We start from the raw sequence: 26,655 nt of genomic DNA, 5'->3' as shown, positions 1-26,655 counted from the left end.
CCCCGCTCCCCGCTTTCCCGCCCCCCACCCCCACCCCAGCCCCTGCCCCTGCCCCTGCCCCTGGGAGCCCCGCCGTGCCCGGAACGTCCCGAATAAACGACGACAAGCTCAACCAGGCCCTGCGCGCGGGCGGTTCCGACGGCCCGGACGTGGTCTCCTCGTTCACCACACCGGCTGAAACCTCACCGTGGCCGCCACCACGCTGGTCGTGGCCCCCGTGATCCTCGTGTTCTTCTTCGCCCGGAAGGCGTTCGTCGCGGGCGTCACCCTCACCGGAGTCAAGGGATGACTATGAAACTCACCGTGGTCGGCGGAGGCTCGACCTACACGCCCGAACTCGTCGACGGCTTCGCCCGGCTGAGGGACACCCTCCCCCTCACCGAACTGGTCCTCACCGACCCGGCGACGGACCGGCTGGAGACGGTCGGCGCCCTGTCCCGCCGCATCTTCGCCCGCCTGGGCCACCCCGGCACCATCACCACCACCGCCGACCTGGACGCCGCGGTCGACGGCGCGGACGCGGTCCTCCTCCAGCTCCGCGTGGGCGGTCAGGCGGCCCGCCGACAGGACGAGACGTGGCCCCTGGAGTGCGGCTGCGTCGGCCAGGAGACCACCGGCGCGGGCGGCATGGCCAAGGCGCTGCGCACGGTCCCGGTCGTCCTGGACATCGCCGACCGCGTGCGCCGCGCCAACCCGGACGCCTGGATCATCGACTTCACCAACCCCGTCGGCATCGTCACCCGCGCCCTGCTCCGGGCCGGCCACAAGGCGCTCGGCCTGTGCAACGTGGCCATCGGCCTGCAGCGGAAGTTCGCGGCGCTCCTGGACACCGAGCCCGCGGACCTCCACCTGGACCACGTCGGCCTGAACCACCTCACCTGGGAGACGGCGGTACGCCGGGGCGGCCCCGACGGTGAGGACCTGCTGCCCGGCCTCCTCGCCGACCACGGCGACACCATCGCCGCCGACCTGCGCCTCCCGCGTCCCCTGCTGCACCGCCTGGGCCTGGTCCCGTCGTACTACCTGCGCTACTTCTACGCCCACGACGAGGTCGTACGGGAGCAGCGCACGAAGCCGTCGCGGGCCGCCGAGGTCGCCGACATGGAGCGCCGCCTCCTGGCGCTGTACGCCGATCCGGACCTCGCGGAGAAGCCGGCGCTGCTGGCGCAGCGCGGCGGCGCCTACTACTCGGAGGCGGCCGTGGACCTGGCGGCGGCGCTGCTGCGCGGCACCGGCTCCCCGCACCAGGTGGTCAACACCCGCAACAACGGCACCCTGCCCTTCCTCCCCGACGACGCCGTCGTCGAGGTCCAGGCGAGCGTGGGCCCGAAGGGCGCCACGCCGCTGCCCGTCGCGCCCGTCGATCCGCTCCTGGCCGGTCTGATGGCCAACGTCACCGCCTACGAGGACCTGGCCCTGGAAGCGGCCCTGCACGGCACCCGGGAGCGTGTCTTCCGTGCCCTGCTCGCCCACCCGCTGATCGGCCAGTACGCGTACGCGGACCGGCTCACCGACGAACTCGTCGCCCACAACCGGGAGTTCCTCACGTGGGCCTGAGCGCGGGCGTCCTCGCCATCGACGCCGGCAACAGCAAGACGGACGTGGCGGTGATCGCCCACGACGGCACGGTCCTGGCCACGGCCCGGGGCGCGGGTTTCCGTCCGCCGGCCGTCGGCCTGGACCCGGCGATGGCCACGCTCACCACCACCGTCACCCGGGCCCTCAGCAATGCCGGCGCCTCCTCCGTCGCCCATGTCTCGGCCTGCCTCGCCAACGCCGACCTGCCCCTGGAGGAGCAGCAGCTGACCGAGGCGCTGACCGCCCGCGGCTGGGGCAGCACCACCACGGTCCGCAACGACACCTTCGCCGTCCTCCGCGCCGGCGTCACCGAACCCCGGGGCGTGGCCGTCGTCTGCGGCGCCGGCATCAACTGCGTCGGCATGCGCCCCGACGGCCGCACCGCCCGCTTCCCGGCGCTGGGCCGCTTCTCGGGCGACTGGGGCGGCGGCTGGCACCTGGCCGAGGAGGCCCTGTGGCACGCCGCCCGCGCCCAGGACGGCCGCGGCGCCCCCACAGCCCTGGCCCACACGCTCCCGGCCCACTTCGGCCTGCCCGACATGCCGGCCCTCATCAAGGCGCTGCACTTCGCACACGTACCCGCAGCCCGCCGCCACGAGGTGACACCCGTACTGTTCGCGACGGCCGCCGGCGGAGACGACGTGGCGCAGTCCGTCATCGACCGCCAGGCGGAAGAGATCGCCACCATGGCCACCATCGCCCTGCACCGTCTGGACCTGCACCACGAAGAAACCCCCGTCCTCCTCGGCGGCAGCGTCCTGGCCGCCGAACACCCTCAACTCAACGACCGCATCCGCACCTTGCTGGCCCAACGGGCGCCACGCGCCGTGGTCCGAGTCGTGACCAGCAGCCCCGTACTGGGAGCGGGCCTCCTGGGCCTGGACCACCTCTCCGCCCCGGCCCACGCCCACAACCGCCTGCGCCGCCACTACGACCGCCCCTGAGCGCCGCGGGCCCACGCCCCGTCGGCCCGCCCCCGACCCACCCACCGCCCCGGGCACCCACCGCACCCACCACGCACCCTCACGGGAACCGAACAGACATCCACCGCGTGTTCCTCACAAGGGCACGGCACGACGACAGTACGAGGACAACGAGAAACAACTAGGTGTGCTGTCCCGGGACGTTGGTGACACGCGTGCTGGGTGCTTGAACAGGTGAGGGCCTTCTGGGTTCGGTGTGGATTGCGACATCTACGCCCGACCGCAGGAGGCCCTCGTGTCCCACCGTAACGCCCCGCTGACTCCGACCGGACGGCTTCGCCTGGCCCGGTGTGTCGTGGACGAAGGCTGGCCGCTGCGGCGGGCCGCGGAACGCTTCCAGGTCAGCCACACCACCGCCGCACGCTGGGCGGGCCGCTACCGGCAACTGGGCCCGGCCGGGATGCTCGACCGCTCCAGCCGCCCCCACCACAGCCCGCGCCAGACGCCCGCCCCGGTCGAACAGCAGGTGGTGCGGCTGCGACGCGAACACCGGATCGGTCCGGTGCGGCTGGCCGCCCGTTGCGGCATCGCCGCTTCCACCGCCCACCGCGTCCTCGTCCGGCACGGCCTGCCCGCGCTCGCCGCCTGCGACCGGGCCACCGGCGAACCCGTCCGCCGCTACGAGCGTGCCCGGCCCGGCGAACTGGTCCACATCGACGTCAAGAAGCTCGGCCGCATCCCCGACGGCGGCGGCCACAAGGTCCTCGGCCGGGCAGCCGGCCGGGCCAACCAGGACCGCCGCAACGGCACCGGATACGCCTACCTGCACACCGCCCTGGACGACCACACCCGCCTCGCCTACACCGAGGACCTGCCCGATGAGAAGGCCGCCACCTGCGCAGCCTTCCTGCGACGGGCAACTGCCTGGTTCGCCCAGCAAGGCGTCACCGTCGAGCGCGTGCTGACCGACAACGCCTGGGCCTACACCAAGAACACCTGGCGCCAGACCTGCCACGAGCTGGGCATCAGCCCCCGCTGGACGAGGCCCTGGCGGCCGCAGACCAACGGCAAAGTCGAACGCTTCCACCGCACCCTGCTCGAGGAGTGGGCCTACCAGCGGCCCTACACCTCAGACCGCGAACGCCAGGCCACGTTTCCCGACTGGCTGGACTGGTACAACTACCACCGACCCCACACCGGCATCGACGGCCAGACACCCGCCAGCCGCGTCACCAACCTGTCCGGACAGCACAACTAGGGCGACGAGGGCGACGAGGGCGACGAGGACAACACGGCGGCAGCAGGCGGACCCCGGGGGGGGCGCAGTCGAACGCGGCATGACGGGATGCGCATTCGAAATTCCCGGCATTCTCGCCGCAATCGGATCAAGATCGTGCCAAGCCCGGTGCACAGGGCAGCCCCGGCGGCAATACTTGCCGCGAAGGGATGACCACGGGGGAGGTCACATGACACACACGCCGAACAGCCCGGCCCCGCCGGGCCCCGCCGTGCCCGCCCTCCCCTCCCTGCCGCCCCAGCGCACCCCCGCACCCGCGGCCCCCGCCCCGTCCCCGCAGCCGCGCCGCACCGCGTTCGCCGAGGGCGCGGACCGCCTGCGCAGGGCCGCCACCACGGAACCCGGCCGGCTGCGCATCATCGGCGCGCTCCTCGCCGCCCTCGTCCTCGCCTTCGGCGCCGTCACCGCCTGGCAGATGACCGACCGCGCCGCGGCCGCCGACGACGTCCTCACCGGCAGCCAGCCCCTCACCTCCGACGCCGCCGACATCTACCGCTCCCTCGCGGACGCCAACACCGCCGCGTCCAGCGGCTTCCTCGCCGGCGGCCAGGAGACCGCCGCCTCCCGGGACCGGTACGAGAAGGGCATCCGCACCGCCGCCGCGAAACTCGTCAACGCCGCCGCCAACTCCGCACCCGACTCCCCGTCCGCGGCGACCGTCACCGAACTCAACCGCCTGCTCCCCGAGTACAAGGGCCTGGTGGAACGCGCCCGTACGTACAACCGCCAGGGTTTTCCCGTCGGCGGCGCCTACCTGCGGTACGCGAACGAGAAGATGCAGCAGGAGATGCTCCCGGCCGCGCAGGACCTCTACACCAAGGAGAACCAGCGCCTGCGCTCCGACTACGCGGACGCCACCCCCTACCCGTGGGCCGCCCTGGCCCTCGGCGTCGTCGCGCTCGCCGCCCTCGCCCTGGCCCAGCGCCGCGACTACCTCCGCACCCACCGGGTCCTCAACCACGGCCTGGTCGCGGCCACGGCGGCCACCACCGTGGTCCTGCTGTGGCTGGCCGTCGGCCACACCGTCGCCCGCGCCGGCCTGCACGACTCCTACGACCACGGTGTCCGCTCGCTCGACGCGCTGCACGACGCCCGCATCGCCTCCCTCAAGGCCCGCGGCAACGAGAACCTGACGCTGGTGTCCCGGGGCGCCGAGACGACGAAGGTCGGCGACGAGACGTTCGACGCCTACGACCACGACTTCGGCCGCGACATGGACGCGCTCGCCGAGGGCCTGGCCCGCGCGAAGGACCTCGCGGACGACGACACCGGGGCGCGGCCGGTCACGTCGGCGGTGGCCAACACGACCGAGTGGAAGAAGCGTCACGCGGCCGCCCGGGAGCAGGACGAGAACGGCAACTACCACCAGGCACTGGACATGGTGATCGGCGCCGAGGGCGCGACCGGCGAGTGCTTCGACAACGTCGACGCGGACCTGGCCACCGCGCTGGCGCACGAGAAGGGCGAGTTCGAGCGGGCGGCGCGCGACGGCCGGGACGCGCTGGCGGGCCTGCCGCTCGGCGCGGCCGTCCTCGCCGTGCTGGGCGCGGCCGCCGCCGTCCTGGGCATCGGCCGCAGGCTGTCGGAGTACCGGTGAACGGGCGCACGCGGAGGGCGAGGGAGGCGACGAGGATGACGGCACGACGCGTACGGGCCGGGCTGCGGGGCTGGGGCGGAGTGGGTGCCATGGCCACCGCCTGCGTACTGGCCCTGACCTTCGCCCTGCTGCTGACCTGCACGGCGGCCACGTCCCGCACCGGCGCGGGCGCCACGTCCCCCGCCGCGCAGACCCTCCCCCATCCCGCCGAGGAGGCGGCCGAGGAGTGCGCGGAGCCGGAGAAGCAGACCCTGCCCCCGTCCTCCGCCGACGGTCCCACGATCGACGCGATCAAGAACCGCCTGGGCGAGAAGCGCAAGCTGATCGTGGGCATCGACCAGAACAGCTACGGCTGGGGCTACCGGGACCCCAACAGCGGGGAGAGCGGCACGCTCGAGGGTTTCGACATCGACCTGGTGCACCGGATCGCCGAGGACATCCTCGGTGACGCGGACGCCGTGCAGTTCAAGGCGATCCCGACCGACCAGCGCATCCCGGCGATCCAGGACGGCCGCGTCGACATGGTCGTCCGCACGATGACGATCAACTGCGCACGGGTGCGCGATGTCGCGTTCTCCGCGCCGTACTTCAGGACCGGCCAGCAGGTCCTGGCCCCGAAGTCCTCACCGGTCGAGGGCTACGACGAGACGCTCGCGGAGCGGAGGATCTGCACGGCGACGGGCTCGACGGCGTACGCGCAGCTGGAGGCCGACCGGAAGGCCGGCCGTCTCCCGGCGACCGCCGACATCCGCACGACCGTCCCGAACCAGCTGGACTGCCTGGTCCGGCTGCAACTCGGCGAGGTGGACGCGGTGGTGACCGACGGCGCGCTCGCGGCCGGCCAGGCCGCGCAGGATCCGACGGTCCAGCTCAAGGGCGAGGCCTTCACGACCGAGTACTACGGCGTGGCGATGAAGAAGGACGCGGACGATCTGGTCCGCCGGGTCAACCGGATCCTGGTGGACTTCCGCGCGGACACCGGTGACGGCTGGCAGGCCTCGTACCGGAAGTGGCTGTCGGCCACCATGGGCCAGGACCCGGCCCGTTCCGAACCCCCGGCCCCGGAGTACCTGCGCAGGAACTGACCCCGACGCCCCCTCCCCGCTTGCCGACTCTTCTGCGAATCCTCCAACTCCCCAGCGAGAGGTGATCGATGGCCGACACGGATCCCACCGGGCCGGTGATGGACCGGGACGAGGTGGACCGTGCGCTGGCGCGGCTCGGCGCGGAGCACGAGGCGATCGAGACCTCGCTCCTCGCCCTGCAGGACCACGCGGGCCGAAGACTGCTGGAGGGCGCCCGGCTCACCGGCCTCACCGAGCAGCGCTGGTCGGCCACGGAAGCCTCGATCACGCTGCTGTGGGCGTACTTCGACGCGTACACGGACGCGATCCGCACCGCCCGGGACATCAGGGCCCGCCGCCGCTGGTCCAGCCGCGAGGACCTGGTGGAGCTGACGGAGCTGCTGCGCGGCGAGGCGGTGACCGTGCCCGGAAGCGCCACGGCGGCCGCGCACGCGCAGACGCCCGACGCCGCCTCCGGCAGGCTCAGCGAACGCTACTCGCTGGCCGCGCTCGTGAACCGCATGAACGAGCTGTACGCGGCCTCGCTGGACATGGTCGTCGCCGCGGACGCGGTGTGGTCGGCGCTGCCCGCGCGGATCGATCTACTGGCGGCCGAACTCCAGCGCACCAGCCGGCTCGCGCACTCCGTGGGCGTGCGGCCGGGCGAGCACCCGGCCGGCGACGACCTGGAGCGGATCACCCGCACCCTGACGAGGCTGCGCGAGCAGGTGGTGTCGGACCCGCTGGCGTTCTGGAAGCCGGCGGAGGGCAGTTCGGCCCCGGGCGGCGGACGGCCGGACACCACGGTCTACGACCGTGAGGCGCGCGCCCTGGAGGACGTGCGCCGGGAGATCGACGCCGTGCTGACGGTGCGTCAGGACGCCGAGAAGCGCATCGTCAGGCTGCGCGACCTGCTGTCGCGCGCCGACCGCACGCTCGCCGAGGCACGCACCGCGCGCGGCGAGGTACTGGCGAAGATCGCGGCGACGGAGGTGCCGGTGGTCAGCGGCCCGCCGACGGCGCTGCAGGAACAGCTGTCGACGGCCGCCGAGTACCGCAGGCACGCCCAGTGGCACCGTCTGTCGCCGCTGCTGGAGTCCCTGGAGCAGAAGGCGGAGGACGAACTGCTGCGCGCCCGCGAGTCGTTGACCGCGGTGACGGCGCCGCTCGCGGTCCGCGCCGAGCTGCGCGGCCGGCTCGACGCGTACAAGGCGAAGGCGGCCCGGCACGGCTGCGCCGAGGATCCGGAGCTGGTGGAGCGCTACGAGAAGGCGCGCCGCATGCTGTGGAGCGCGCCCTGCGACCTGCGCGCCGCCGAGCAGGCGGTGCTGCGCTACCAGTGGTCGGTCATGGAGTCGCTGGGCGTGTCGCCGCGGGTGCCGGGCCAGGGCCTGCCCGGCGAGGGCAGGGGGCAGGGCGCATGAGCGAGCGGGCGGAGGCGGCGTCATGAGCGGTCCCGGCACGTGTCAACGCCCCGGCTGCGGCGGCGCCTACGAGGACGTCGGCGGCGGCGAACTGTACTGCGACACCTGCGGGCTGGCGCCGGTGGTGTCACCGACCGGCATGGTCGGCTCGACCCCGACCGGCATCACGGCCGGCGGCCGCGACCCGAAGGGCCCGTGCGGCGCCGGCTCGCACGGTTCCCGCCCCGGCGGCCGCGGTTCCGGAACGCCGTCACCGTCGTCACGACCCTCGCAGTCGTCGCATGCGTCCCGGTCGTCGCAGTCGTCGCGGTCCCGGCGTTCGGTGTCCGGGCGGCTGTCCCGGTCGCTGTCGGGACGGGCGACGAGCCGATCGGTGTCGGTGCGCGGCTCCGGCGGCGGGGCGTCCTCCGGCCGGGGCCGTCTGGGCGCCGGGCTGGTGGAGGTGCCGCTGATCCCGCGTCCCGATCCGCGCGCGATGGTGCTGGACCACCCCGAGGTGCCGGAGCGGAAGCGGTTCTGCTCCCGTTCGGACTGCGGGGCGCCGGTGGGCCGGGCCCGCAGCGGCCGGCCGGGGCGCACGGAGGGCTTCTGCACCAAGTGCGGCCACCCGTACTCGTTCGTGCCGAAGCTGCGCACCGGTGACGTCGTGCACGGCCAGTACGAGGTGGTGGGGTGCCTGGCGCACGGCGGCCTGGGGTGGATCTACCTCGCCGTGGACCGGGCCGTCTCGGACCGCTGGGTGGTCCTCAAGGGCCTGCTGGACACCGGCGACCAGGACGCGATGGCGGCGGCGATCTCCGAGCGGCGCTTCCTCGCGGAGATCGAGCACGCCAACATCGTGCGCATCTACAACTTCGTGGAGCACCTGGACCAGCGCACCGGCTCCCTCGACGGCTACATCGTCATGGAGTACGTCGGCGGCAAGTCGCTGAAGGAGATCGCCAACGGCCGGCGCGCACCGGACGGCAGACGGGATCCGCTGCCGGTGGAACAGGCGTGCGCGTACGGCGTGGAGGCGCTGGAGGCGCTCGGCCACCTGCACAGCCGCAACCTGCTGTACTGCGACTTCAAGGTCGACAACGCGATCCAGACCGAGGACCAGCTGAAGCTGATCGACATGGGCGCGGTGCGCAGGATGGACGACGAGGAGTCGGCCATCTACGGCACGGTCGGCTACCAGGCGCCGGAGGTCGCCGACGTCGGCCCGTCGGTGGCGTCGGACCTGTACACCGTCGCCCGGACGCTCGCCGTCCTCACGTTCGACTTCCAGGGCTACACCGGCGTGTACGCGGACTCGCTGCCCGACCCTGACACCATCGGGGTCTTCCGGCAGTACGAGTCGTTCTACCGGCTGCTGGTGCGCGCCACCGACCCCGATCCGGCGCGCAGGTTCGCCTCCGCGCAGGAGATGGCGGAGCAGCTGACGGGCGTGCTGCGCGAGGTCGTCTCCCTGCAGTCGGGCCGGGCGCGGCCCGCGCTGTCCACGCTGTTCGGGCCGGAACTGCGGGTGACGGACACCGAGTTGTTCCCGTCGCTGAGCGGCGACGTCTCCCGGCTGGGCGCCCGCGACCCGCGCCCCCGCAGGCGGGCACGGCAGCCCCTGCCGTCCGGTACCGCCCTCCCGGCCGGGCCCGGCGCGCCGGTCGAGCCCGTCGACTGTGCCGCCGCCGCGCTCGCGCTGCCCGTGCCGCACGTGCACCCCGCCGACCCGCACGCCGGTCTCCTCGCGGGCCTGGCGGCGTCCGCGCCGGGTGAGCTGGTCACCGCGCTGGCCGCCGTGCCCGCCCCGTCGACCGAGACCCGGCTGCGGCTGGTCCGGGCGCGGCTGGAGACCGGCGATCGGGCCGCCGCGCTGCACGAGTTGGACGCCCTGGAGGCACAGGACCCCGACGACTGGCGGGTGGTCTGGCACCGGGGCGTGGCGTCGCTCGCCACCGGGGACCACGAGGGCGCCGCGCTCGCCTTCGACGCGATCTACGACGCCTTCCCCGGGGAGATCGCGCCGAAGCTGGCGCTCGGTCTGTGCGCGGAGGTGCTGGGCCAGTTGGACAACGCCGCCGAGTACTACCGCCTGGTGTGGTCGACGGACCCGAGCCATGTGAGCTCCGCGTTCGGGCTGGCCCGGGTGCAGTTGGCGGCCGGTGACCGGCGCGGCGCGGTGCGCACGCTGGAGGCGGTGCCGGAGTCGTCCGTGCACTGCACGGCGGCGCGGGTGGCGGCCGTCCGGGCCCGGCTGCGCGGGCGTGCGCCGGCCGCCGCGGACGTACCGTTCCTGGACGATCTGTGCGCGGCCGCGGCCCAGGTCGAGGCGCTGGAGGCGTACGGTCTGGATCCGGCGCGCCGCGAGTCGTTGGCGGTCGAAGTCCTCGGCTGCGGGCTGGACTGGGTACTCTCCGGGGGCCAGGGTTCCGTCCCTCCCCCAGGCTCTCACCTCGGTTCGAGCAGGGGGGACCCCGATGCCGCCGGAGGACGGACGCTGCTCGGCAGCGGCCTGGACGAGCGGGGTCTGCGCTTCGGTCTGGAGCGTTCGTACCGCACGCTGGCCCGGCTGGCGCGAAGCGGCGAGGAGAGGATCGACCTGGTGGAACGTGCCAATCGTTACCGCCCCCGGACGTGGGTGTAGTTGATGTCCCAGATGCCCCAGCAGGCCGCTCTGTCGAAGTGCCCGAGCTGCGAGGAACCCCTCGAGTCGGGTGATCGTTTCTGCGGTGCGTGCGGATACGACCTGTCCGTCGTGCCCGCGCGCCCGGCGGGCGAGCCGACGATCGCCATGAACGGCTCGGTGCCGTCGCAGGCGGCGGCCGACCGTGCCCACCCCCGGCCCCCGTCGGCGCCGCCCGCGTGGCCCGCGCCCTCCGGTGCCGGCGCCCCCGCCGCGCCCCCGGCCGCGGGCGCGCCCGTGCCTCCGGTCCCGGGCGCGGCCCCACCGCCGCCCCCGCCGACGGCACCCCCGGCCGTCCCCTCGCCCGGTGTGCGGTTCGACCGGCGCCCCGAGCACCGGCCGGACGCCCCCACGCCCCCGACCCACGCTCCCGAACCCTCACCCGCCCCTGCGCCCGCGCCCGCGCCTTCCGCCTCCGTCACGCAGCCCGACGAGTACCCGCTGCAGGCGCCGGACCCGCGGGTGGCCGCCGAGCCCGTGCGGGCCGCCGGTGCCGCCGCGGTGTGCGTGGCCTGCCGCGCGGGCCGGGTCGACGACGACGGCTACTGCGAGAACTGCGGCCACGCCCAGCCGCGCGAACGGGACCACATGGAACAGGAATCCGGCCCGATCGCCGCGGTCAGCGACCGCGGCCTGCGCCACCACCGCAACGAGGACGCCTTCGCCGTCGGCACCACCGCGCTGCCCGACGGCTCGCCCGCCTCGGTCGCGGTCGTCTGCGACGGCGTCTCCTCCGCGACCCGGCCCGACGAGGCGTCCCTGGCCGCCTCCCGCGCGGCGAACGAGTCGCTGCTCGCCGCCCTGCCGCGCGGCACGCACCCGCAGCAGGCGATGCACGACGCGATCGTCGCCGCCGCCGACGCGGTCAACGCGCTGGCCGACGAGCCGGGTGCGGACCGTGAGCACGCCCCGCAGCAGAACGCCCCGGCCTGCACCATCGTCGGCACCGTGGTCACCGAGGGCCTGCTGGTCGTCGGCTGGGTCGGCGACAGCCGCGCCTACTGGATCCCGGTCGACCGCTCCACCCCGCCGGCCCGGCTCACCGAGGACGACTCGTGGGCCGCGCAGATGGTCGCCGCCGGACTGATGGGCGAGGCCGAGGCGTACGCCGACCGGCGCGCGCACGCGATCACCGGCTGGCTCGGCGCCGACGCCTACGACCTGGAACCGCACACCGCGTCCTACAAGCCGGACCGTGCCGGAGTGGTCGTGGTCTGCACCGACGGCCTGTGGAACTACGCGGAATCGGCCGAGGAGATGGCCGGTGTCGTCCCCGCCGACGCCGCCGTACGACCGCTGCACGGCGCCCGCGTCCTGGTCGGTCATGCCCTCGACGGCGGGGGCCACGACAACGTAACAGTGGCCCTCGTGCCGTTCCCGGCCGTCCCGTAAGGGGCAGGATCGGCCTGAGGCCGCGTACGGGACGCCCCTCACGGGGGAGCCTCAACGGACCGGAGGGGACCGGTCCGTCATCCGTCGTCGCCCCGCGCCGCCGGGGCACCTAGGGGGATCGAAGCAGGCATGGCCAATTCCACGAAATCGAATGTGCCGCAGTTCTCGGTCGACGTGTACCAGAACGAGTACCTGCCGGAGGAGGGCCGCGAGGTCGACGCCGTCGTCACGGTGACCGCGACCGGCGGCGGCACCGTCGGCAGCGCGGTGACGGCGCCCCACCTGTACTCGCCCGGACAGGGACCGTCGGCGGCCGTGGTGCTGATGGTCGACTGCTCGGGCTCGATGGACTACCCGCCGACCAAGATGCGCAACGCCCGTGACGCGACGGCCGCCGCGATCGACGCGCTGCGCGACGGCGTGCGCTTCGCGGTGGTCGGCGGCACGCACGTGGCCCGGGAGGTGTTTCCGGGCGGCGGGACCCTCGCGGTCGCCGACGCGGGCACCCGGGAGCAGGCCAAGCAGGCGCTGCGCAAGCTGACCGCGGGCGGCGGCACGGCGATCGGCACCTGGCTGCGGCTGGCCGACCGGCTGCTGGCCCCGGCGGACGTGGCGATCCGCCACGGCATCCTGCTCACCGACGGCCGCAACGAGCACGAGTCGCCGCAGGACCTCCGGGCCGCCCTGGACGCCTGCGCGGGACGCTTCACCTGTGACGCCCGCGGCGTGGGCACCGACTGGGAAGTGAAAGAAGTCACAGCCGTCGCCTCGGCGTTGCTCGGCTCCGCCGACATCGTCGCCGACCCGGCCGGTCTCGCCGCCGACTTCACGCGGATGATGGAGACGGCGATGGGCAAGGAGGTCGCGGACGTCTCGCTGCGGCTGTGGACGCCGGTCGGGACGACGGTGCGGTTCGTCAAGCAGGTCGCGCCGACGGTGGAGGACCTGACCCGGCGCCGCACCGAGGCCGGCCCGCGCGCCGGCGACTACCCGCTGGGTTCCTGGGGCGACGAGTCCCGTGACTACCACCTGTGCGTGGAGGTCCCGCCCGCCGGCATCGGACAGGAGATGCTCGCGGCCCGGCTCTCCCTGGTCGTCCCGCAGCCCGACGGCAGTGTGCAGAACCTCGGCGCGCAGGGTCTGGTCCGCGCCGTGTGGACCGACGACCTGGTCGCCTCGACGTCGATCAACCCTCAGGTCGCCCACTACACCGGGCAAGCGGAACTGTCCCAAGTCATCCAAGAGGGGCTCGATCTGCGCAAAGTGGGCGACATCGACGGAGCAACGGCCAAACTGGGCCGTGCGGTTCAGCTCGCGAGCGCCTCCGGCAACGCGGATACTGCGAAACTGCTTGCGAAGGTGGTGGACGTGGTCGATGCCGCGACGGGTACTGTGCGACTGAAGGCGAAGGTCGAGGAGGCCGACGAGATGACGCTCGAGACTCGGTCCACCAAGACGGTTCGTGTAAAGAAGTGACCCGGAAGTAATCGAGCCCGGCCCCTCGGGGTTGGAGAAATCCGGCCGGAAGCGGCCGGCCAAGGAGAGGGGGAAGCGCCGACATGCCGACCTGCCCGAACGGACACCAGTCGGGTTCCGACGACTGGTGCGAGGTGTGCGGTCACCGCATGGCGGGTGCCGTGCCCCCACCTCCTCCTCCCCCGCCTCCCGCGCCCGGCGGCGGCTACGGCTTCCCGCCGCCGCCCGGACCCGGCGGCCCCGGCGGCCCGGGAGGCCCCGGTGGTTTCGGCGGCCCCGGTGGCCGTCCGCCGGAGCTGTGCCCGCAGTGCCGTACGCCGCGTGAGGGCGGTGCGCCGTTCTGCGAGGAGTGCCGGTGGAACTTCCTGACGAACACGGCGACGTCGTACACCCCGGCCGCCCCGCGCCCGCCGGCCCCCGGACCCGGTCAGGGTCCTGGTCAGGGCCCGGGTCAGGGTCCCGGTGCGGGTCAGCGGCCCGGTGGGCCTTTCCCGCCGCCGCCCGGCCCGTCGTACGGCGGCGGTGACGCGTACGACTACCAGAGCTCGCGCCCCTCGCAGATGAACCGGCCCGCCGAGCCGATCCCGCCGGGCCCGCCCGGATTCGGCGGCGATCCCTCGCGCCCGGTACCGCCACCGCCCGGCCCGCCCGGCCACGGTGGTCCCGGCCCCGGCGGCCCCGGTCACGGTGGCCCCGGCGGTCACGGTGGCCCGAACGGCCCCGGCGGTCACGGTGGCCCGGGTGGTCCCGGCGGTCCCGGTGCTCCGCAGGCGTTCCAGCCCGGACCGCCCGCCCCGCCCGCGTTCCCGCAGGACACCGGCCGCCCGCAGCAGGGCGGGCCCGCCTTCGGCGGCGGTGACGACGACTGGGTGATCTCCCCGCCGACCGGCGGCCCCGGTGGCGCCGGTGGCCCCGGCGGCCCCGGTGGTCCCGGCGGCCCCGGTGGTCCCGGTGGTCCGAACGGCCCCGGTGCGCACGGCGGTTACGGCTACCCGCAGCCCGGCGGCACCCAGGCGCCGCCCGGCCCCGCCGGCTTCCCGCAGCAGCACCGGCCGCCGCAGGGCCCGGCCACCTGGACCGCGACGATCGGCCCGGACCGCGAGTACTTCATGGCGATGATGCAGCGCTCCGGCCCCGAGGCCGCGGGCCTGAACCTGCCCGCGTACTCGCCGGAGCAGCAGCGCACGCTCACCGGCAACCAGATCACCATCGGCCGGCGCCGCCACTCCACCGGCGACACCCCGGACATCGATCTGTCGACTCCGCCGGAGGACCCGGGCGTCTCGCACCAGCACGCGGTGCTGGTGCAGCAGCCGGACGGCACCTGGGCGGTCGTCGACCAGAACTCGACGAACGGCACGACGGTCAACGGCTCGGACGAGCCGATCCAGCCGTTCGTCCCGGTGCCGCTGCAGGACGGCGACCGGGTCCACGTGGGCGCCTGGACGACGATCACGATCCGCCGGGGCTGAGGAAACCGTCCGGCGGGGACGTCAGGAGGGCACTGGCCAGACGTACGGCCCGCGCGGGTCGTCCAGCCAGGCGCGGTCGCCCTCGCCGTCGGCGGTCAGGCCGTAGCGTTCGCGCCGCGGCCTGCCCTCGCGCTCCCACACCTCGTACGCCTCCCGTGGTTCCAGGACGCCGGCGGTCAGCGCCAGCAGGAAGCGGAACAGGTCGCTGCCCCGCGCCGCGGCCGGCAGTCCGTCCAGGTCGGGCTGCTCCTGCCGGGACCGGCCGGCGCCGCGCAGCGGCACGAAGTAGGCGGGCGTGTGCAGGAAGCGCCCCTCGGCGCGCCCGGCGTCGCGCACCGTGAGCGCGACCAGACCGGTGGCGAACGGGGCTACGATCCGCGCGCCCGGGCGGCACTGGGCGAGCCAGGCGCGCGGCAGCGACGGCAGCGCGCAGGTCGCGATGATCCGGTCGAAGGGCGCGCGTTCGGGCACCCCGCGCGCGCCGTCGCCGGTGACGACGACCGGGTGGTGTCCGGCGGCGTCGAGGTGCCGGCGGGCCGACGCGGTCAGCTCCGGATCCAGGTCCACCGTGGTGACCAGGTCGTCGTCGCCGAGCCGGTGGGCGAGCAGGGCGGCGTTGTAGCCGCTGCCGGTGCCGATCTCCAGGACGTCGTGGCCGTCCCGGACGTCCAGTCCGGCCAGCATCAGCGCCATCAGGGAGGGCTGGCTGCTGGAGGAGAGCAGTTCGCCGTCGCTCAGCCGGATGGCCAGCGGGGTGTCCTCGTAGGCGCCGCGCAGCCACCGTTCGCGCGCCGCCGGATCCGGGTCGTCGGCCGACCGGCGTTCGTAGCCGCCGACGACGCCGGCGTAGTAGGCCGGTACGAACAGGTGGCGCGGCACGGCGGCGAACGCCTCCCGCCACACCGGGTCGGCGTCGAACGCGCCGCTCGCGTCGATCTCCCGCACGAGCGCCGCCCGCGCCGAGGCGGCGACGACGTCACCGTGATCACGGTGCTGCCCGTCCATGGCTCCCACAGTAGGCCGGTCCTAGGCCTTGAGTCCTATGTCCGGGTGTCTGAGACCATGGACGGCGTGACAGAGATTCGGCGCGGCACGCTTCAGGAGCAAACCTTCTACGAGCAGGTCGGCGGGGAGGAGACCTTCCGCCGGCTCGTCCACCGTTTCTACGAGGGAGTGGCCGGCGATCCGCTGCTGCGGCCCATGTATCCCGAGGAGGACCTGGGCCCGGCCGAGGAGCGGCTCGCGCTGTTCCTCATGCAGTACTGGGGCGGTCCGACCACGTACAGCGACAACCGCGGTCATCCGCGGCTGCGGATGCGGCACGTCCCGTTCAAGGTGGACCGGGCGGCGCACGACGCGTGGCTGAAGCACATGCGGGACGCGGTCGACGAGCTCGGTCTGTCCGAGGAGCACGAGCAGACGCTGTGGAAGTACCTGACGTACGCGGCGGCCTCGATGATCAACACCGCGGACTGACGCTGCCCACTCCGGTCGCATTCCGGTAATACGTAGCCACATTTCGATCACAATCCGGTCAAGCCCGTATTCACGGCGCTTACCCGTGCGACACCGCCTCTGACAACATCACCCGGAGGTCCGGACAACCACGGGGGGTTGGGGTGGCTGCCGCAGGGGGGTCGGCGAGGTTCGTGCTCGCCCGCGCGCGGGCGCACCGGCCGCTGCTCGCGGCGGCCCTGCTCACGATCCTGCTGACCACGGCGGTCCTGGCCACCCTCACCGCCTACTCCACCGCGATCGGCGACGCGGCCCTGCGGCACGCCCTGGGCGACCCGCGTGCCGCCGGCGACACCACGCTCGCCGTCCGCGCCGACGTCCCCGCCGACGGTCGCGCCGCCGCCGACGCCGCCGTACGCGACGGGGCGCGCGAGGCGTTCGACGGGCTGCCGGTGACGCTGCGCACCCTCACCCGCTCCGGCCCGTACGCCCTGCCCGCCTCGCTGCGCCCGGCCAGGGACCGCGCGGAGACCGACGAACCCGACCTCACGCACTTCGCGGCCCTCGACCGGACGCAGGTGCGGATCACCGGAGGCCGGCTGCCCCGCGCGGCCGGCGGGACGGTGATCGAGGCCGCCCTCCCGGAGACCGCCGCCCGCCGCCTCGGCGTAGGGCCGGGCGACCGGTTCGTCCTGGACGACCGGCTCGACGGGCCGCCCGCCACGGTGCGGCTCACCGGCGTGTACCGGCCCGTGGACACCGCCGCGCCCTACTGGCGGCTGGACGACCTCGACGGCCGCGGGATCGTCGAGGTGCACTTCACCACGTACGGTCCGCTGCTCGCCGACCCGTCCGTGTTCACCGGGAACCGGGTCAGCGCGGGCGGCTCGGGCTGGCTGGCGTCGGCCGACTTCTCCACGCTCGGCACCGGGCGGATCGACGCGCTGCGCGAGGCGATGCGCACCGGCACCACCGCCCTGCCCAGGGCGGAGGCGCTGAACGGCACGGCGAGCGCCGCGAGTGAGCTTCCCGCGGTGCTGGACCGGGTCGAGCGCTCCCTGCTCGTCTCCCGCTCCACCCTGCTGATCATCGCGCTCCAGCTGGCCCTCCTCGCCGGCTGCGCGCTGCTGCTGGTGGCCCGGCTGCTGAGCGCCGAACGGGCCGCCGAGACACGGCTGTTGCGGGCCCGCGGCGCCTCCCGCCGCCAGGTGGCGTGGCCGGCCGCGCTGGAGGCGCTGCTGCTGGCCGTGCCCGCGGCGGTGTGCGCGGTGCTGCTGGCGGGGCCGCTCCTCCGTCTGCTGGCCGGGCAGGGCGCGCCGGCCCGGATCGGGCTGCGGCTGGACGCGTCCGTCGGCGCGGTCGCCGGGCGCGGCACGGTGTGGCTGGTGGCGGCGGGTGTGGCGGTGGGCTGTGCGCTCGCCGTCACCGTCCCCGCGCTGGCCTCGTCGTTCACGGCGGGCCGGGCGCGGCCGCTGCCGGGCGTGGTGCGCGCGGGCGCGGACGTGGGGCTGCTGGTGGTGGCCGCGGTCGCGTACTGGCGGCTGAGCGGACGGCCCGCCGGTACGGCCGGCCGCGATCTCGGTGTCGACCCGCTGCTCGTGGTGGCGCCGGCGCTGGCGCTGCTCGCCGGCACGGTGCTGACGCTGCGGCTGCTGCCACTGGTGGCGCGGCCGGCCGAGCGGCGGGCGGCGCGCAGCCGCGGACTGCCGGGGGCGCTGGCCGGCTGGCAGCTCGGCCGCCGTCCGATGCGCGGGGCGGGGCCGGTGCTGCTGCTGGTGCTCGCCGTGGCGCTGGGCGTGCTGGCGATCGGGCAGGGCTCCTCGTGGGAGCGTTCGCAGGACGACCAGGCGGACTTCCGGGCGGGTGCGCCGGTGCGGGTCGTGGCCGCGGGCGAGGACGAGTTCGGCCGTACGCAGGCGTACGCGGCGGTGCCCGGTGTCCGCCGGGCCGCGCCTGCCGTGCGTACCACCGTGCCGCTGTCGGGCGGGCGGACGGCGACCGTGCTCGCGCTGGACACCGCGCACGCGGCGGACACCGTGCTGATGCGCTCCGACCTGGCGGCGGAGCCGGTGGACGCGTGGGTGCGGGGCCTGTCGCCGGAGGGCACCACCGCGGGTGTCCGGGTGCCGGCGGGCACCGCGCGCCTGGCACTCACCGCCCGCCTCGGCGGCGCGGACCCGGCGTCGTCGGTCGACGTCACCGCGACGCTGGTGGACTCCTACGGCACGCCGTACGGGCTGGACCTCGGGGCGCTCCGCGCCGACGGGCGGCCGCACACGCTGGTGCTCGACCTGGCGGCGGCCGCCGAGGCGCCGGTCGGCGCGCTGACCCTGACCGGGCTCCGCCTCGACCTGTACCAGCCGGTCGGGAAGGCCGAGCGGCACCGTCTCACCCTGGCCGCGCTGACCGCCACGGACACCGGCGGGCGGGAGCGCGCGCTGCGGCTGCCGGCGACGTGGAAGCCGTCCGTGCGCGCCGACGCGGCGGTGTCCGCGCCGGACGGCACCACCGACCCGAGCCCGCCCCGCCGCGCCGCGTCCGACCCCGCGACCTTCACGTACGGCACCGGGTACGTGCCCGCCGACATGGCCTGGCGGGCCGCCTCCCTCACCGTCGGCCTCCAGGTGCCGCAGCGGGCGGTGCCCGAGGTGAACGCCGTGGCCACCGACCGGTACCTCGACTCCGCGGGCGCCCGTCCCGGGCAGCGGGTGGACGTGCGGATCGGTGACGCCACCGTGCCGCTGCGGATCGTGCGGGCGGTGCGGGAGCTGCCGTCCACGCCGACCGGCGGCGCGGACGACGGCGGGGCGCTGCTGGTCGACCTGCGGTCCGTCAACCGGGTGCTGCAGCAGCGGCAGGGCACGAGCGTGGCGCCGGGCGAGTGGTGGCTGGCGACCGCGCCGGGCGCGTCGGCCCGGGTGGCCGGTGCGCTGCGCGACCGGCCCGACGTCGACCCGGCGCGGGTGGTGGTGCGCGACGAGATCGCGAGGCAGCTGCGCGACGACCCGTTCGGCGCCGGGCCCGGGGCGGTGTTCGGCGCGGCGGCCCTCGCGGCGGCGGCGCTGACGGCGGTCGGGTTCGCGGTGGGCGCGGCGGGCTCGCTGCGCGAACGGTCGGCCGAGTTCGCGGTGCTGCGCGCGCTGGGCGCCTCCCGGCGGCGGCTGGCCCGGGTGGTGCTGGTCGAGCACGGGGTGCTGGTCGGTCTTGCGCTGGCGGTGGGCGTCCTGCTGGGCACGGTGCTGGCCCGGTCGGTGATCCCGCTGATCATGCTGACCGGGGAGGCCGGCCGTCCGGTGCCGGAGGTCCTGGTGGAACTGCCGCCGCTGCGGGTGGCCGTCCTCCTGGCCGCCGTGTCCGCCGCACCGCTGCTGGTCACCGCGGTGCTGGCGCTGCGCAGGGCCGACCCGGTGACGTCCCTGCGGGAACGGGGCGGTGAGTGACGTGGCCGTGCCGGCGGTGAGGCGGGTGCGTGCGGTGGCGCCGTGGGTGCGTACACGGCTGCGGGCCGCTCCCACCGCGGCGGCGGCGCTGGCGCTGCTGGTCGCGGTGACCGCGTTCCTGGCCGCCGCGCTGCCGCTGGCGGTCGACCGGTACGACGACGCGGGGCTGCGCCGCGCCCTGGAGGCGGCCGGGCCCGGCCGCACCACCGTCCAGCTGTACACCTCCCGGGCCGACTTCGCGCCGCCGCCCGGAGAGCGGGAGACGCAGCTGCGGCACGCCGCGGTGCGCGCCGCCCACGCGAAGATCCTCGCGCTGGCCGGCCGCATGCTGCCGCTCGACCCGGAGCAGTCCTCCTACGGCGTGCGCACCACCCGGCGGCTGGAGGTCCCGGACCCGTGGCTGTCCCGGCCGGACGAGGTGCCTCCGCAGTTCCTCCTGGTCGCGCCGAACGCTCTCGCCGACCACTCCCGGCTGCGCGCGGGCCGGCTGCCACGGCCCCGGGCCGGCACCACCGCGGCGACGCGGGCCGTCGAGGCCGCCGTCAGCGCCGAGACCGCCCGGAAGCTGAACATCGAGGTGGGTTCCGTCCTGCACGTGCCCGGTGTGGAACGCGCCCCGCTCGCGGTGCGCGTCACCGGCATCGTCGAACCCCGCGCACCCCGGGAGGCGTACTGGTCGGCCACGCCGGTGCTGCGCAGCCCCAGCCTCGCCAACGTCCCCGGCGACCCGCAGCGCAGCGTGTTCTGGGTCGGCGCGCTGCTGCTGCCCCCGGACGCGGCGCCCGCGATGCTGGGCACGCCCGGTACGCCCGAGCGGTACTGGACGCTGGCGCCGAAGGTGTCCGCGGTGCACGGCCACGAGCCGGCCCGGCTGACGTCGGCGGTCGCCTCCCTGGAGGCGGGCCCGCTGCTGCAGCGGGTGCGGGCGGCCGCGTCCCCGGACGTGGAGGCGGACACCGCGCTCGACGAGGTGTTCGCCGATCACGAGCGGCTGCGTTCGGCCATCGGCCCGCTGGTCGCCGTCGCCGCGTCCGGCACCGGCACGGTCGCGGCGGTCGTGCTGCTCATGGCGGGCTCGCTCGCCGCCGACCGGCGCCGCGCCGAACTCGTCCTGCTGCGCGCCCGCGGCGCCTCGCTGCGCGGACTGGCCGGCCGGCTGCTGGCGGAGACCGCGGTGGTCGCCGTACCGGCCGCCGCCCTCGGACTGGCCGCCGCCCGGTCGGCGCTCCCCGGGGCCCGGCCGCTGTACGCCGTGGCCGCCGCGGCGGCGACCGCGCTGCTCGCCTGCGCGGCGCTGCCGCTGCGGGCGGTCGCCGCGCACCGCTCGGTGCGCGTGCACGCCGCGCGCGGCGACGTCGCCGCGGCCCGCCCGTCCCGGCGCCGCACGGTCGCCGAACTCACCCTGCTCACCGTGGCGGTGGGCGCGATCGTGGCGCTGCGCACCCGCGGCACCTCGGACGGGCCGGATCCGTCCGGCGACCCGCTGGTGTCCCTGGCCCCGGTCCTGGTCGGCGTGATCGCCGCCCTGGTGCTGGTGCGCCTGTACCCGCTGCCGCTGCGCGCGCTGGCCCGTCCGGCCGGACGACTGCGCGGCGTCGTCGGCCCGCTGTCGCTGGCCCGCGCGGGCCGCACCTCCGCGTCCGCGGTACTGCCGCTGCTCGCGCTGCTGACCGCACTGACCACCGCCGCCTTCGGCGGTTCCGTCCTCACCGGTGTGGCCGACGCCCGGGACCGCGCGGCCGTCCTGGCCGTCGGCGCGGACGCCCGCGTCGACGCGCCGGGCGGACTGCCGTCCGGGCTGACCGACCGGGTCCGCCGCGTGCCCGGCGTACGGGACGTGACCGCGGTGAGCGTCGACTCCTCCGCCCATCCGCAGGACGGCAGGCCGACCGTCCCGCTGGCCGGTGTCGACCCGGACGGCTACGCGGCCCTCGCCCGGCACACCGGCATCGGCACCTTCGACGCGGACGTCCTCGCCGTCCCCGGAGATACCACCGCCCCCGGCGGTTCCGCCGCCGCGCCCCTGCCCGCGCTGGCCTCCCCCGCCGTCGCCGAGCGCTACGGCACCCGGCCGTTCCCGGTGCGCCTTGGCGACGGCAGCCACGTCACCGTGCGGATCGTCGGGGCGCGGGAGCGCACGCCCGTGCTCGTCGGGGAGGAGTTCCTGGTCGTGGACCGGGCGGGGCTGCCCGCCGCGGCCGCCCGGCCGACCTCCCTGCTGGTGACCGGCGACCGCCCTGACGCGCACGGGCTGCGCGCGGCGGCGGGCGACGACGCCCGGGTCCGGCTGCGCGCGGAGGCGTTCGCGGCCTACGTCGACTCGCCCCTGCAGTCCGGCGCCGAGCGCGTCTACGCCGCGGCGGTGGCGGCGGGCGCCGGGTACGCCGTCCTCGCGCTGCTGCTGACCCTGCTGCGTGCCGCGCCGGAACGCGCCGCGCTGCTGGCCCGGCTGCGCACCATGGGCCTCACCCGTGCGCAGGGCCGCCGGCTGCTCGTCCTGGAGTCCCTGCCGCAGGCGCTGCTCGCGGCGGCCGGCGGCACCCTCACGGCCTGGGCGGCCGTCCGGCTGCTCGCGCCCGGCGTCGACCTGACGACCCTCGCCGTCGCCACGGCCGCCTCCCCGGCGGGCCCGGCGGAACTGCGTACCGACCCGGTGTCGCTGCTGGTGCCCGCGCTGGCGGTGGTGGTCCTGACCGTCGGTGTCGCGGCCGCGCAGGCGTGGTGGACGGGGCGCCGCGGCTCGGTGCGGGAACTACGGGCGGGGGACGTCCGGTGACCGCGCCCGCACCTCGCCGTCCACTCCCGTCAGGAGGCACCCCGTGACCGCGCACCCCACGCTGGCCGAGCTGGCCGGCCGCGTCACCGCCGACCGCGACCGCCCGGCCTACGGCCATGACGCCCTCATCACCTGCGACCGCCTGGTCCGGGTGTTCACCGCGGACGGTGTGGAGGTGCAGGCACTCCAGGGGCTGGACCTGCTGGTGAGCGAGGGCGAGCTGATGGCCCTGGTGGGTGCTTCCGGCAGCGGCAAGTCGACGCTGATGAACATCCTGGCCGGCCTGGACACCCCGACGGCCGGCGCGGCCCGCGTGGCCGGCCGTGATCTGCTCACGATGACCGCCAGGGACCGGCTCGCCTACCGCCGTGAGGTCGTCGGCTTCGTCTGGCAGCAGACCTCCCGCAACCTGCTGCCGTATCTGACCTCGGCGCAGAACGTGGCGCTGCCGATGCAACTCGCCGGCAGCCGCGGCCGGTCGCGGACCGCGCGCCGCGCTCGCGCCGAACGCGCCCTGGAACTGCTGGAGTTGCTGGAGGTCGCCGACTGCCGCGACCGCCGCCCGCACGAGATGTCCGGCGGCCAGCAGCAGCGCGTCGCCATCGCCGTGGCGCTGGCGGGCGACCCGGCGGTGCTGCTCGCCGACGAACCGACCGGCGAACTCGACTCCCACACCGCGGAACAGATCTTCGCCGCGTTCCGCACCGCCAACGAACGGCTCGGCACCACCGTCGTGATCGTGACGCACGAACAGGCGGTGGCGAGCGAGGTGCGCCGCACGGTCGCCATCCGCGACGGCCGCACCTCCACCGAGGTGCTGCGCCGCAGCGAGGTCGACGCCGCCACCGGCCACGAGACCGTGGTCGCCCGCGAGTACGCGATGCTCGACCGCGCCGGCCGTCTCCAGTTGCCCGCCGAGTACACGCGGGCCCTGGGCATGCGTGACCGCGTGGCGCTGGAACTGGAACCCGACCACATCGCCGTCCGCCCGGACGACAGCGAACACGGCTGACGCAGCCGACGAGCCGCCGGAGCCGGGGACGGCGTCGCGCGGTCTCAGCGCACGCTGAGACCCAGCGCCCCGAGCCCGGCCCGCCGCACCGCGACCGACCCGTACGGGGTGCGCAGCCGGAGCCACCCGCCCGAGGAGAACAGCCCCTGCTCCTCGCCCCGCAGGAACCCCAACGACTGGGCGGCGTGCACCGCCCGCACCGGAAGCCCGGTCTCCGCGACCGTACGGGACCAGATCTCCCGCCCGATCCGGTCCAGCTCGGCCCGGGTACGCCGCTCCGGCGCCAACTCGCCGGTACGCGACCGGAACTCCGCGACCGACGCGGCGACCAGCGCCCGCAGTTCCTCGGACGCCGGCAGTCCCGGTTCGGCCCGCCAGCCGCCCCGCGGCGGCAGCACTCCGGCCCACGGCGGCCCGGTCACCGCGCCCGGCACGATGGCCGTGGCGGCGGACTCGTCCACCGACTCCAGCAGCTCACCCGCGGACACGGTCACGTCCAGCGTGACGTCGAGTCCGTTCTCGTAGGGCTTGGCCAGGCGCACGGCGCGGATCGCCAGCACCTCGAAGGACGGCGGCCGGCCGAACACGGCGAGCGCCGTACCGGCCGCCTGCAACCGCACCGCGGCCGAACGGTCGTAGTGCAGCAGCCGGGAGAGGAAGGCCGCGAGGTCCGCGGCCTCCCCCTCGTCGGCGAGGTGCAGCACCGTCATGCGGCGACGGCCTCCTCCTCGGCGGCATCGGCTTCGGCGTCGGCGTCGTCCCTGTACTCCTCGAGGAACTCGCGCTCCTCGTCGGTGATCCGGCGCGGACGCTGCGCCTCGAAGTCGAACGGCACGATGACCGTCGAGGCACGCACGTAGATCTGGTCGTCGCCGTCCTTCACCTCGTAGGCGATGGTGAAGGACGCCGCCCTGATCTCCGTGATCCACAGCTCGATGTCCACGGGCGTGTGCCGGTGGACGAGCTGCCGCTTGTAGTCGATCTCGTGCCGCGCCACCACGGACCCCTGCTTGAAGTCCTTCTCCGGGCGGAACAGGAAGTCGATACGGGCTTCCTCCAGGTAGCGGAGGAACACCACGTTGTTGACGTGGCCGTACGCGTCCATGTCCGCCCAGCGCAGCGGGCAGCGGTAGATGTGCCGCAAGAGATCAGCCCCGGGTCAGCTTCTTGTAGGTGGCGCGGTGCGGACGCGCGGCGTCCGGACCGAGCCGCTCGATCTTGTTCTTCTCGTACGACTCGAAGTTGCCCTCGAACCAGAACCACTTGGAGTCACCCTCGTAGGCGAGGATGTGCGTGGCGACCCGGTCCAGGAACCACCGGTCGTGGGAGACGACCACGGCACAGCCGGGGAACTCCAGCAGCGCGTTCTCCAGGCTGGAGAGCGTCTCGACGTCGAGGTCGTTGGTCGGCTCGTCGAGGAGCAGCAGGTTGCCGCCCTGCTTGAGGGTGAGCGCGAGGTTGAGGCGGTTGCGCTCACCGCCGGAGAGCACGCCCGCGGGCTTCTGCTGGTCCGGGCCCTTGAAGCCGAACGCGGAGACGTACGCCCGCGACGGCATCTCGACCTGGCCGACGTTGATGTAGTCCAGCTCGTCGGAGACGACGGCCCACAGCGTCTTCTTCGGGTCGATGTTCTCGCGGCTCTGGTCGACGTAGGAGATCTTGACGGTGTCGCCGACCTTGATGGAACCGGAGTCCGGCTCCTCGATGCCCTGGATCATCTTGAACAGCGTGGTCTTGCCCGCGCCGTTCGGTCCGATGATGCCGACGATGCCGTTGCGCGGCAGCGTGAACGACAGGTCGTCGATGAGGAGCTTCTCGCCGAAGCCCTTGGTGAGGTTGTTGACCTCGACGACCACGTTGCCCAGGCGCGGGCCCGGCGGGATCTGGATCTCCTCGAAGTCCAGCTTCCGCATCTTGTCGGCCTCGGCGGCCATCTCCTCGTAACGGGCCAGACGCGCCTTGGACTTGGCCTGCCGCCCCTTGGCGTTGGAGCGCACCCACTCGAGTTCTTCCTTGAGCCGCTTCTGCCGCTTGGCGTCCTTCTGGCCCTCGACCTTGAGGCGGGCGGCCTTGGTCTCCAGGTACTTGGAGTAGTTGCCCTCGTAGCCGTGCAGCCGGCCGCGGTCGACCTCGCAGATCCAGCCGGCGACGTTGTCCAGGAAGTACCGGTCGTGGGTCACGGCCACGACGGTGCCCTCGTACTTGGCGAGGTGCTGCTCCAGCCAGTTCACCGACTCGGCGTCGAGGTGGTTGGTGGGCTCGTCGAGCAGCAGCAGGTCGGGCGCCTCCAGCAGCAGCTTGCACAGCGCCACGCGGCGCTTCTCGCCACCGGAGAGGTTGGCGACCGGCCAGTCGCCGGGCGGGCAGCCCAGCGCGTCCATGGCCTGCTCCAGCTGGGCGTCGAGGTCCCAGGCGTTGGCGTGGTCGAGCTGCTCCTGCAGCTTGCCCATCTCGTCCATGAGCTCGTCGGTGTACTCGGTCGCCATCTGCTCGGCGATCTCGTTGAACCGGTCGAGCTTGCCCTTGACCTCGGCGACACCCTCCTGGACGTTCTCCAGAACGGTCTTGTCCTCGTTCAGCGGGGGCTCCTGAAGCAGGATGCCCACGGTGTAACCGGGAGTGAGGAAGGCGTCACCGTTCGACGGCTGTTCCAGCCCCGCCATGATCTTCAGAACGGTCGACTTACCCGCGCCGTTCGGACCGACGACACCGATCTTCGCCCCCGGCAGGAAGCTCAGGGTGACGTCGTCGAGGATCACCTTGTCGCCGTGCGCTTTGCGCGCCTTGCGCATGGTGTAAATGAACTCAGCCAAGAGAAACCGTCCGGCAGCTTGAAATCTGGCAGTGGGCAGATACACCCCATCTTGCCGCACCGCCACCCCTGGGAGGAAACGCGTTCCGTGCGGGGCCCTTGACCTGGCCTTTCCTGGATGCCGCCCGAGCCTCACCTGTCACTGTCGGTCGACCTCGGGCACCCCCGCACGGCCCAGGGACGGCCCGGAGACGATCACCGGATGGCAACATTGCACGGGGTCGGGCCGCCGTCGCGACCGAGCCCGGCACCTCCGTTTGGACCGACGAGCACCG

18 protein-coding genes and 1 pseudogene are annotated in these 26,655 nt (G+C 74.6%); 15 read left to right on the top strand and 4 right to left on the bottom strand.

All coding sequences use genetic code 11. The annotated features are described in order from the left end of the window. Positions 1 to 178: 178 nt before the first annotated feature. The 11 genes and pseudogenes from FGW31_RS22695 to FGW31_RS22645 all read left to right on the top strand — a co-directional run. Positions 179 to 289: pseudogene (locus tag FGW31_RS22695) on the top strand (carbohydrate ABC transporter permease); the annotation flags it as partial. A gap of 2 nt (positions 290 to 291) precedes the next feature. Continuing rightward, entirely contained in the window at positions 292 to 1,557 is a 1,266-nt protein-coding gene (locus FGW31_RS22690; protein WP_142195327.1) for a 6-phospho-beta-glucosidase, read from the top strand. Next, positions 1,548 to 2,522: an N-acetylglucosamine kinase gene (locus FGW31_RS22685; RefSeq protein ID WP_142195308.1), complete on the top strand. Its 975-nt coding sequence runs from the start codon at positions 1,548 to 1,550 to the stop codon at positions 2,520 to 2,522. Before FGW31_RS22690 ends, FGW31_RS22685 begins: the two co-directional genes overlap by 10 nt. Positions 2,523 to 2,796: 274 nt before the next feature. Then, a complete protein-coding gene (locus FGW31_RS22680; protein WP_142195307.1) occupies positions 2,797 to 3,759 on the top strand; it encodes an IS481 family transposase in 963 nt (320 codons plus the stop codon). Between the two features lie 208 nt (positions 3,760 to 3,967). Next, positions 3,968 to 5,395, top strand: a complete 1,428-nt coding sequence (locus FGW31_RS22675; protein WP_182674726.1) for a hypothetical protein — start codon at positions 3,968 to 3,970, stop codon at positions 5,393 to 5,395. A 35-nt stretch (positions 5,396 to 5,430) separates the two neighbouring features. Continuing rightward, positions 5,431 to 6,480 (top strand): glutamate ABC transporter substrate-binding protein, encoded by a 1,050-nt coding sequence (locus tag FGW31_RS22670; RefSeq protein ID WP_182674728.1) that lies wholly within the window; start codon positions 5,431 to 5,433, stop codon positions 6,478 to 6,480. Positions 6,481 to 6,548: 68 nt separating this feature from the next. Then, entirely contained in the window at positions 6,549 to 7,883 is a 1,335-nt protein-coding gene (locus tag FGW31_RS22665) for a hypothetical protein (RefSeq protein WP_142195306.1), read from the top strand. Positions 7,884 to 7,905: 22 nt separating this feature from the next. After that, complete coding sequence (locus FGW31_RS22660) at positions 7,906 to 10,506, top strand: serine/threonine-protein kinase (protein WP_142195305.1); 2,601 nt, start codon at positions 7,906 to 7,908, stop codon at positions 10,504 to 10,506. A gap of 3 nt (positions 10,507 to 10,509) precedes the next feature. Then, on the top strand, positions 10,510 to 11,937 hold the full coding sequence (locus FGW31_RS22655) for a PP2C family serine/threonine-protein phosphatase (protein ID WP_142195304.1): 1,428 nt from the start codon (positions 10,510 to 10,512) through the stop codon (positions 11,935 to 11,937). Positions 11,938 to 12,066: 129 nt separating this feature from the next. Next, positions 12,067 to 13,413 carry a vWA domain-containing protein gene (locus FGW31_RS22650; RefSeq protein ID WP_142195303.1) on the top strand — a complete coding sequence of 449 codons (1,347 nt, stop codon included), beginning with the start codon at positions 12,067 to 12,069 and terminating at the stop codon, positions 13,411 to 13,413. 83 nt (positions 13,414 to 13,496) lie between these two features. After that, positions 13,497 to 14,885, top strand: a complete 1,389-nt coding sequence (locus FGW31_RS22645; RefSeq protein WP_142195302.1) for an FHA domain-containing protein — start codon at positions 13,497 to 13,499, stop codon at positions 14,883 to 14,885. Positions 14,886 to 14,906: 21 nt separating this feature from the next. Here FGW31_RS22645 and FGW31_RS22640 read toward each other — a convergent pair whose 3' ends face one another. Next, the gene (locus tag FGW31_RS22640) at positions 14,907 to 15,890 is read right to left on the bottom strand and encodes a methyltransferase domain-containing protein (RefSeq protein WP_142195301.1); all 984 of its coding nucleotides are present in this window, start codon (positions 15,888 to 15,890) and stop codon (positions 14,907 to 14,909) included. A gap of 57 nt (positions 15,891 to 15,947) precedes the next feature. On the opposite strand from FGW31_RS22640, the gene FGW31_RS22635 reads away from it, so the two are divergent. The 4 genes from FGW31_RS22635 (at position 15,948) to FGW31_RS22620 (ending at position 23,568) form a co-directional block, all read left to right on the top strand. Next, positions 15,948 to 16,361 (top strand): globin, encoded by a 414-nt coding sequence (locus FGW31_RS22635; protein ID WP_142195300.1) that lies wholly within the window; start codon positions 15,948 to 15,950, stop codon positions 16,359 to 16,361. A 143-nt stretch (positions 16,362 to 16,504) separates the two neighbouring features. Continuing rightward, complete coding sequence (locus tag FGW31_RS22630) at positions 16,505 to 19,780, top strand: ABC transporter permease (protein WP_233452556.1); 3,276 nt, start codon at positions 16,505 to 16,507, stop codon at positions 19,778 to 19,780. Then, the gene (locus FGW31_RS22625) at positions 19,773 to 22,556 is read left to right on the top strand and encodes an ABC transporter permease (RefSeq protein WP_233452555.1); all 2,784 of its coding nucleotides are present in this window, start codon (positions 19,773 to 19,775) and stop codon (positions 22,554 to 22,556) included. The genes FGW31_RS22630 and FGW31_RS22625 overlap by 8 nt, the downstream gene beginning before the upstream one ends. Positions 22,557 to 22,599: 43 nt before the next feature. Next, positions 22,600 to 23,568 (top strand): ABC transporter ATP-binding protein, encoded by a 969-nt coding sequence (locus FGW31_RS22620; protein ID WP_142195299.1) that lies wholly within the window; start codon positions 22,600 to 22,602, stop codon positions 23,566 to 23,568. 44 nt (positions 23,569 to 23,612) lie between these two features. Here FGW31_RS22620 and FGW31_RS22615 read toward each other — a convergent pair whose 3' ends face one another. The 3 genes from FGW31_RS22615 to ettA are packed head-to-tail and all read right to left on the bottom strand — an operon-like array spanning position 23,613 to position 26,381. Then, a complete protein-coding gene (locus tag FGW31_RS22615; protein ID WP_142195298.1) occupies positions 23,613 to 24,278 on the bottom strand; it encodes a hypothetical protein in 666 nt (221 codons plus the stop codon). Beyond that, a complete protein-coding gene (locus FGW31_RS22610) occupies positions 24,275 to 24,712 on the bottom strand; it encodes an acyl-CoA thioesterase (protein ID WP_142195297.1) in 438 nt (145 codons plus the stop codon). The genes FGW31_RS22615 and FGW31_RS22610 overlap by 4 nt, the downstream gene beginning before the upstream one ends. Positions 24,713 to 24,716: 4 nt before the next feature. Next, positions 24,717 to 26,381, bottom strand: coding sequence for an energy-dependent translational throttle protein EttA (gene ettA, locus FGW31_RS22605; RefSeq protein WP_142195296.1), 1,665 nt, complete (start codon positions 26,379 to 26,381; stop codon positions 24,717 to 24,719). Positions 26,382 to 26,655: the final 274 nt, after the last annotated feature.

The sequence above is a fragment of the Streptomyces calvus genome (assembly GCF_006782915.1).
GTDB lineage: Bacteria > Actinomycetota > Actinomycetes > Streptomycetales > Streptomycetaceae > Streptomyces > Streptomyces calvus.
The sequence above is the reverse complement of the archived record's forward strand: the minus strand, read 5'-3'. Positions and strand labels throughout refer to the sequence as shown.

Coding starts and splice junctions, on each gene's coding strand:
- FGW31_RS22690 (WP_142195327.1), top strand. CDS start 292: ATGAAACTCACCGTGGTCGGCGGAGGCTCGACCTACACGCCCGAACTC.
- FGW31_RS22675 (WP_182674726.1), top strand. CDS start 3,968: ATGACACACACGCCGAACAGCCCGGCCCCGCCGGGCCCCGCCGTGCCC.
- FGW31_RS22670 (WP_182674728.1), top strand. CDS start 5,431: ATGACGGCACGACGCGTACGGGCCGGGCTGCGGGGCTGGGGCGGAGTG.
- FGW31_RS22665 (WP_142195306.1), top strand. CDS start 6,549: ATGGCCGACACGGATCCCACCGGGCCGGTGATGGACCGGGACGAGGTG.
- FGW31_RS22660 (WP_142195305.1), top strand. CDS start 7,906: ATGAGCGGTCCCGGCACGTGTCAACGCCCCGGCTGCGGCGGCGCCTAC.
- FGW31_RS22655 (WP_142195304.1), top strand. CDS start 10,510: ATGTCCCAGATGCCCCAGCAGGCCGCTCTGTCGAAGTGCCCGAGCTGC.
- FGW31_RS22650 (WP_142195303.1), top strand. CDS start 12,067: ATGGCCAATTCCACGAAATCGAATGTGCCGCAGTTCTCGGTCGACGTG.
- FGW31_RS22645 (WP_142195302.1), top strand. CDS start 13,497: ATGCCGACCTGCCCGAACGGACACCAGTCGGGTTCCGACGACTGGTGC.
- FGW31_RS22640 (WP_142195301.1), bottom strand. CDS start 15,890: ATGGACGGGCAGCACCGTGATCACGGTGACGTCGTCGCCGCCTCGGCG.
- FGW31_RS22635 (WP_142195300.1), top strand. CDS start 15,948: ATGGACGGCGTGACAGAGATTCGGCGCGGCACGCTTCAGGAGCAAACC.
- FGW31_RS22615 (WP_142195298.1), bottom strand. CDS start 24,278: ATGACGGTGCTGCACCTCGCCGACGAGGGGGAGGCCGCGGACCTCGCG.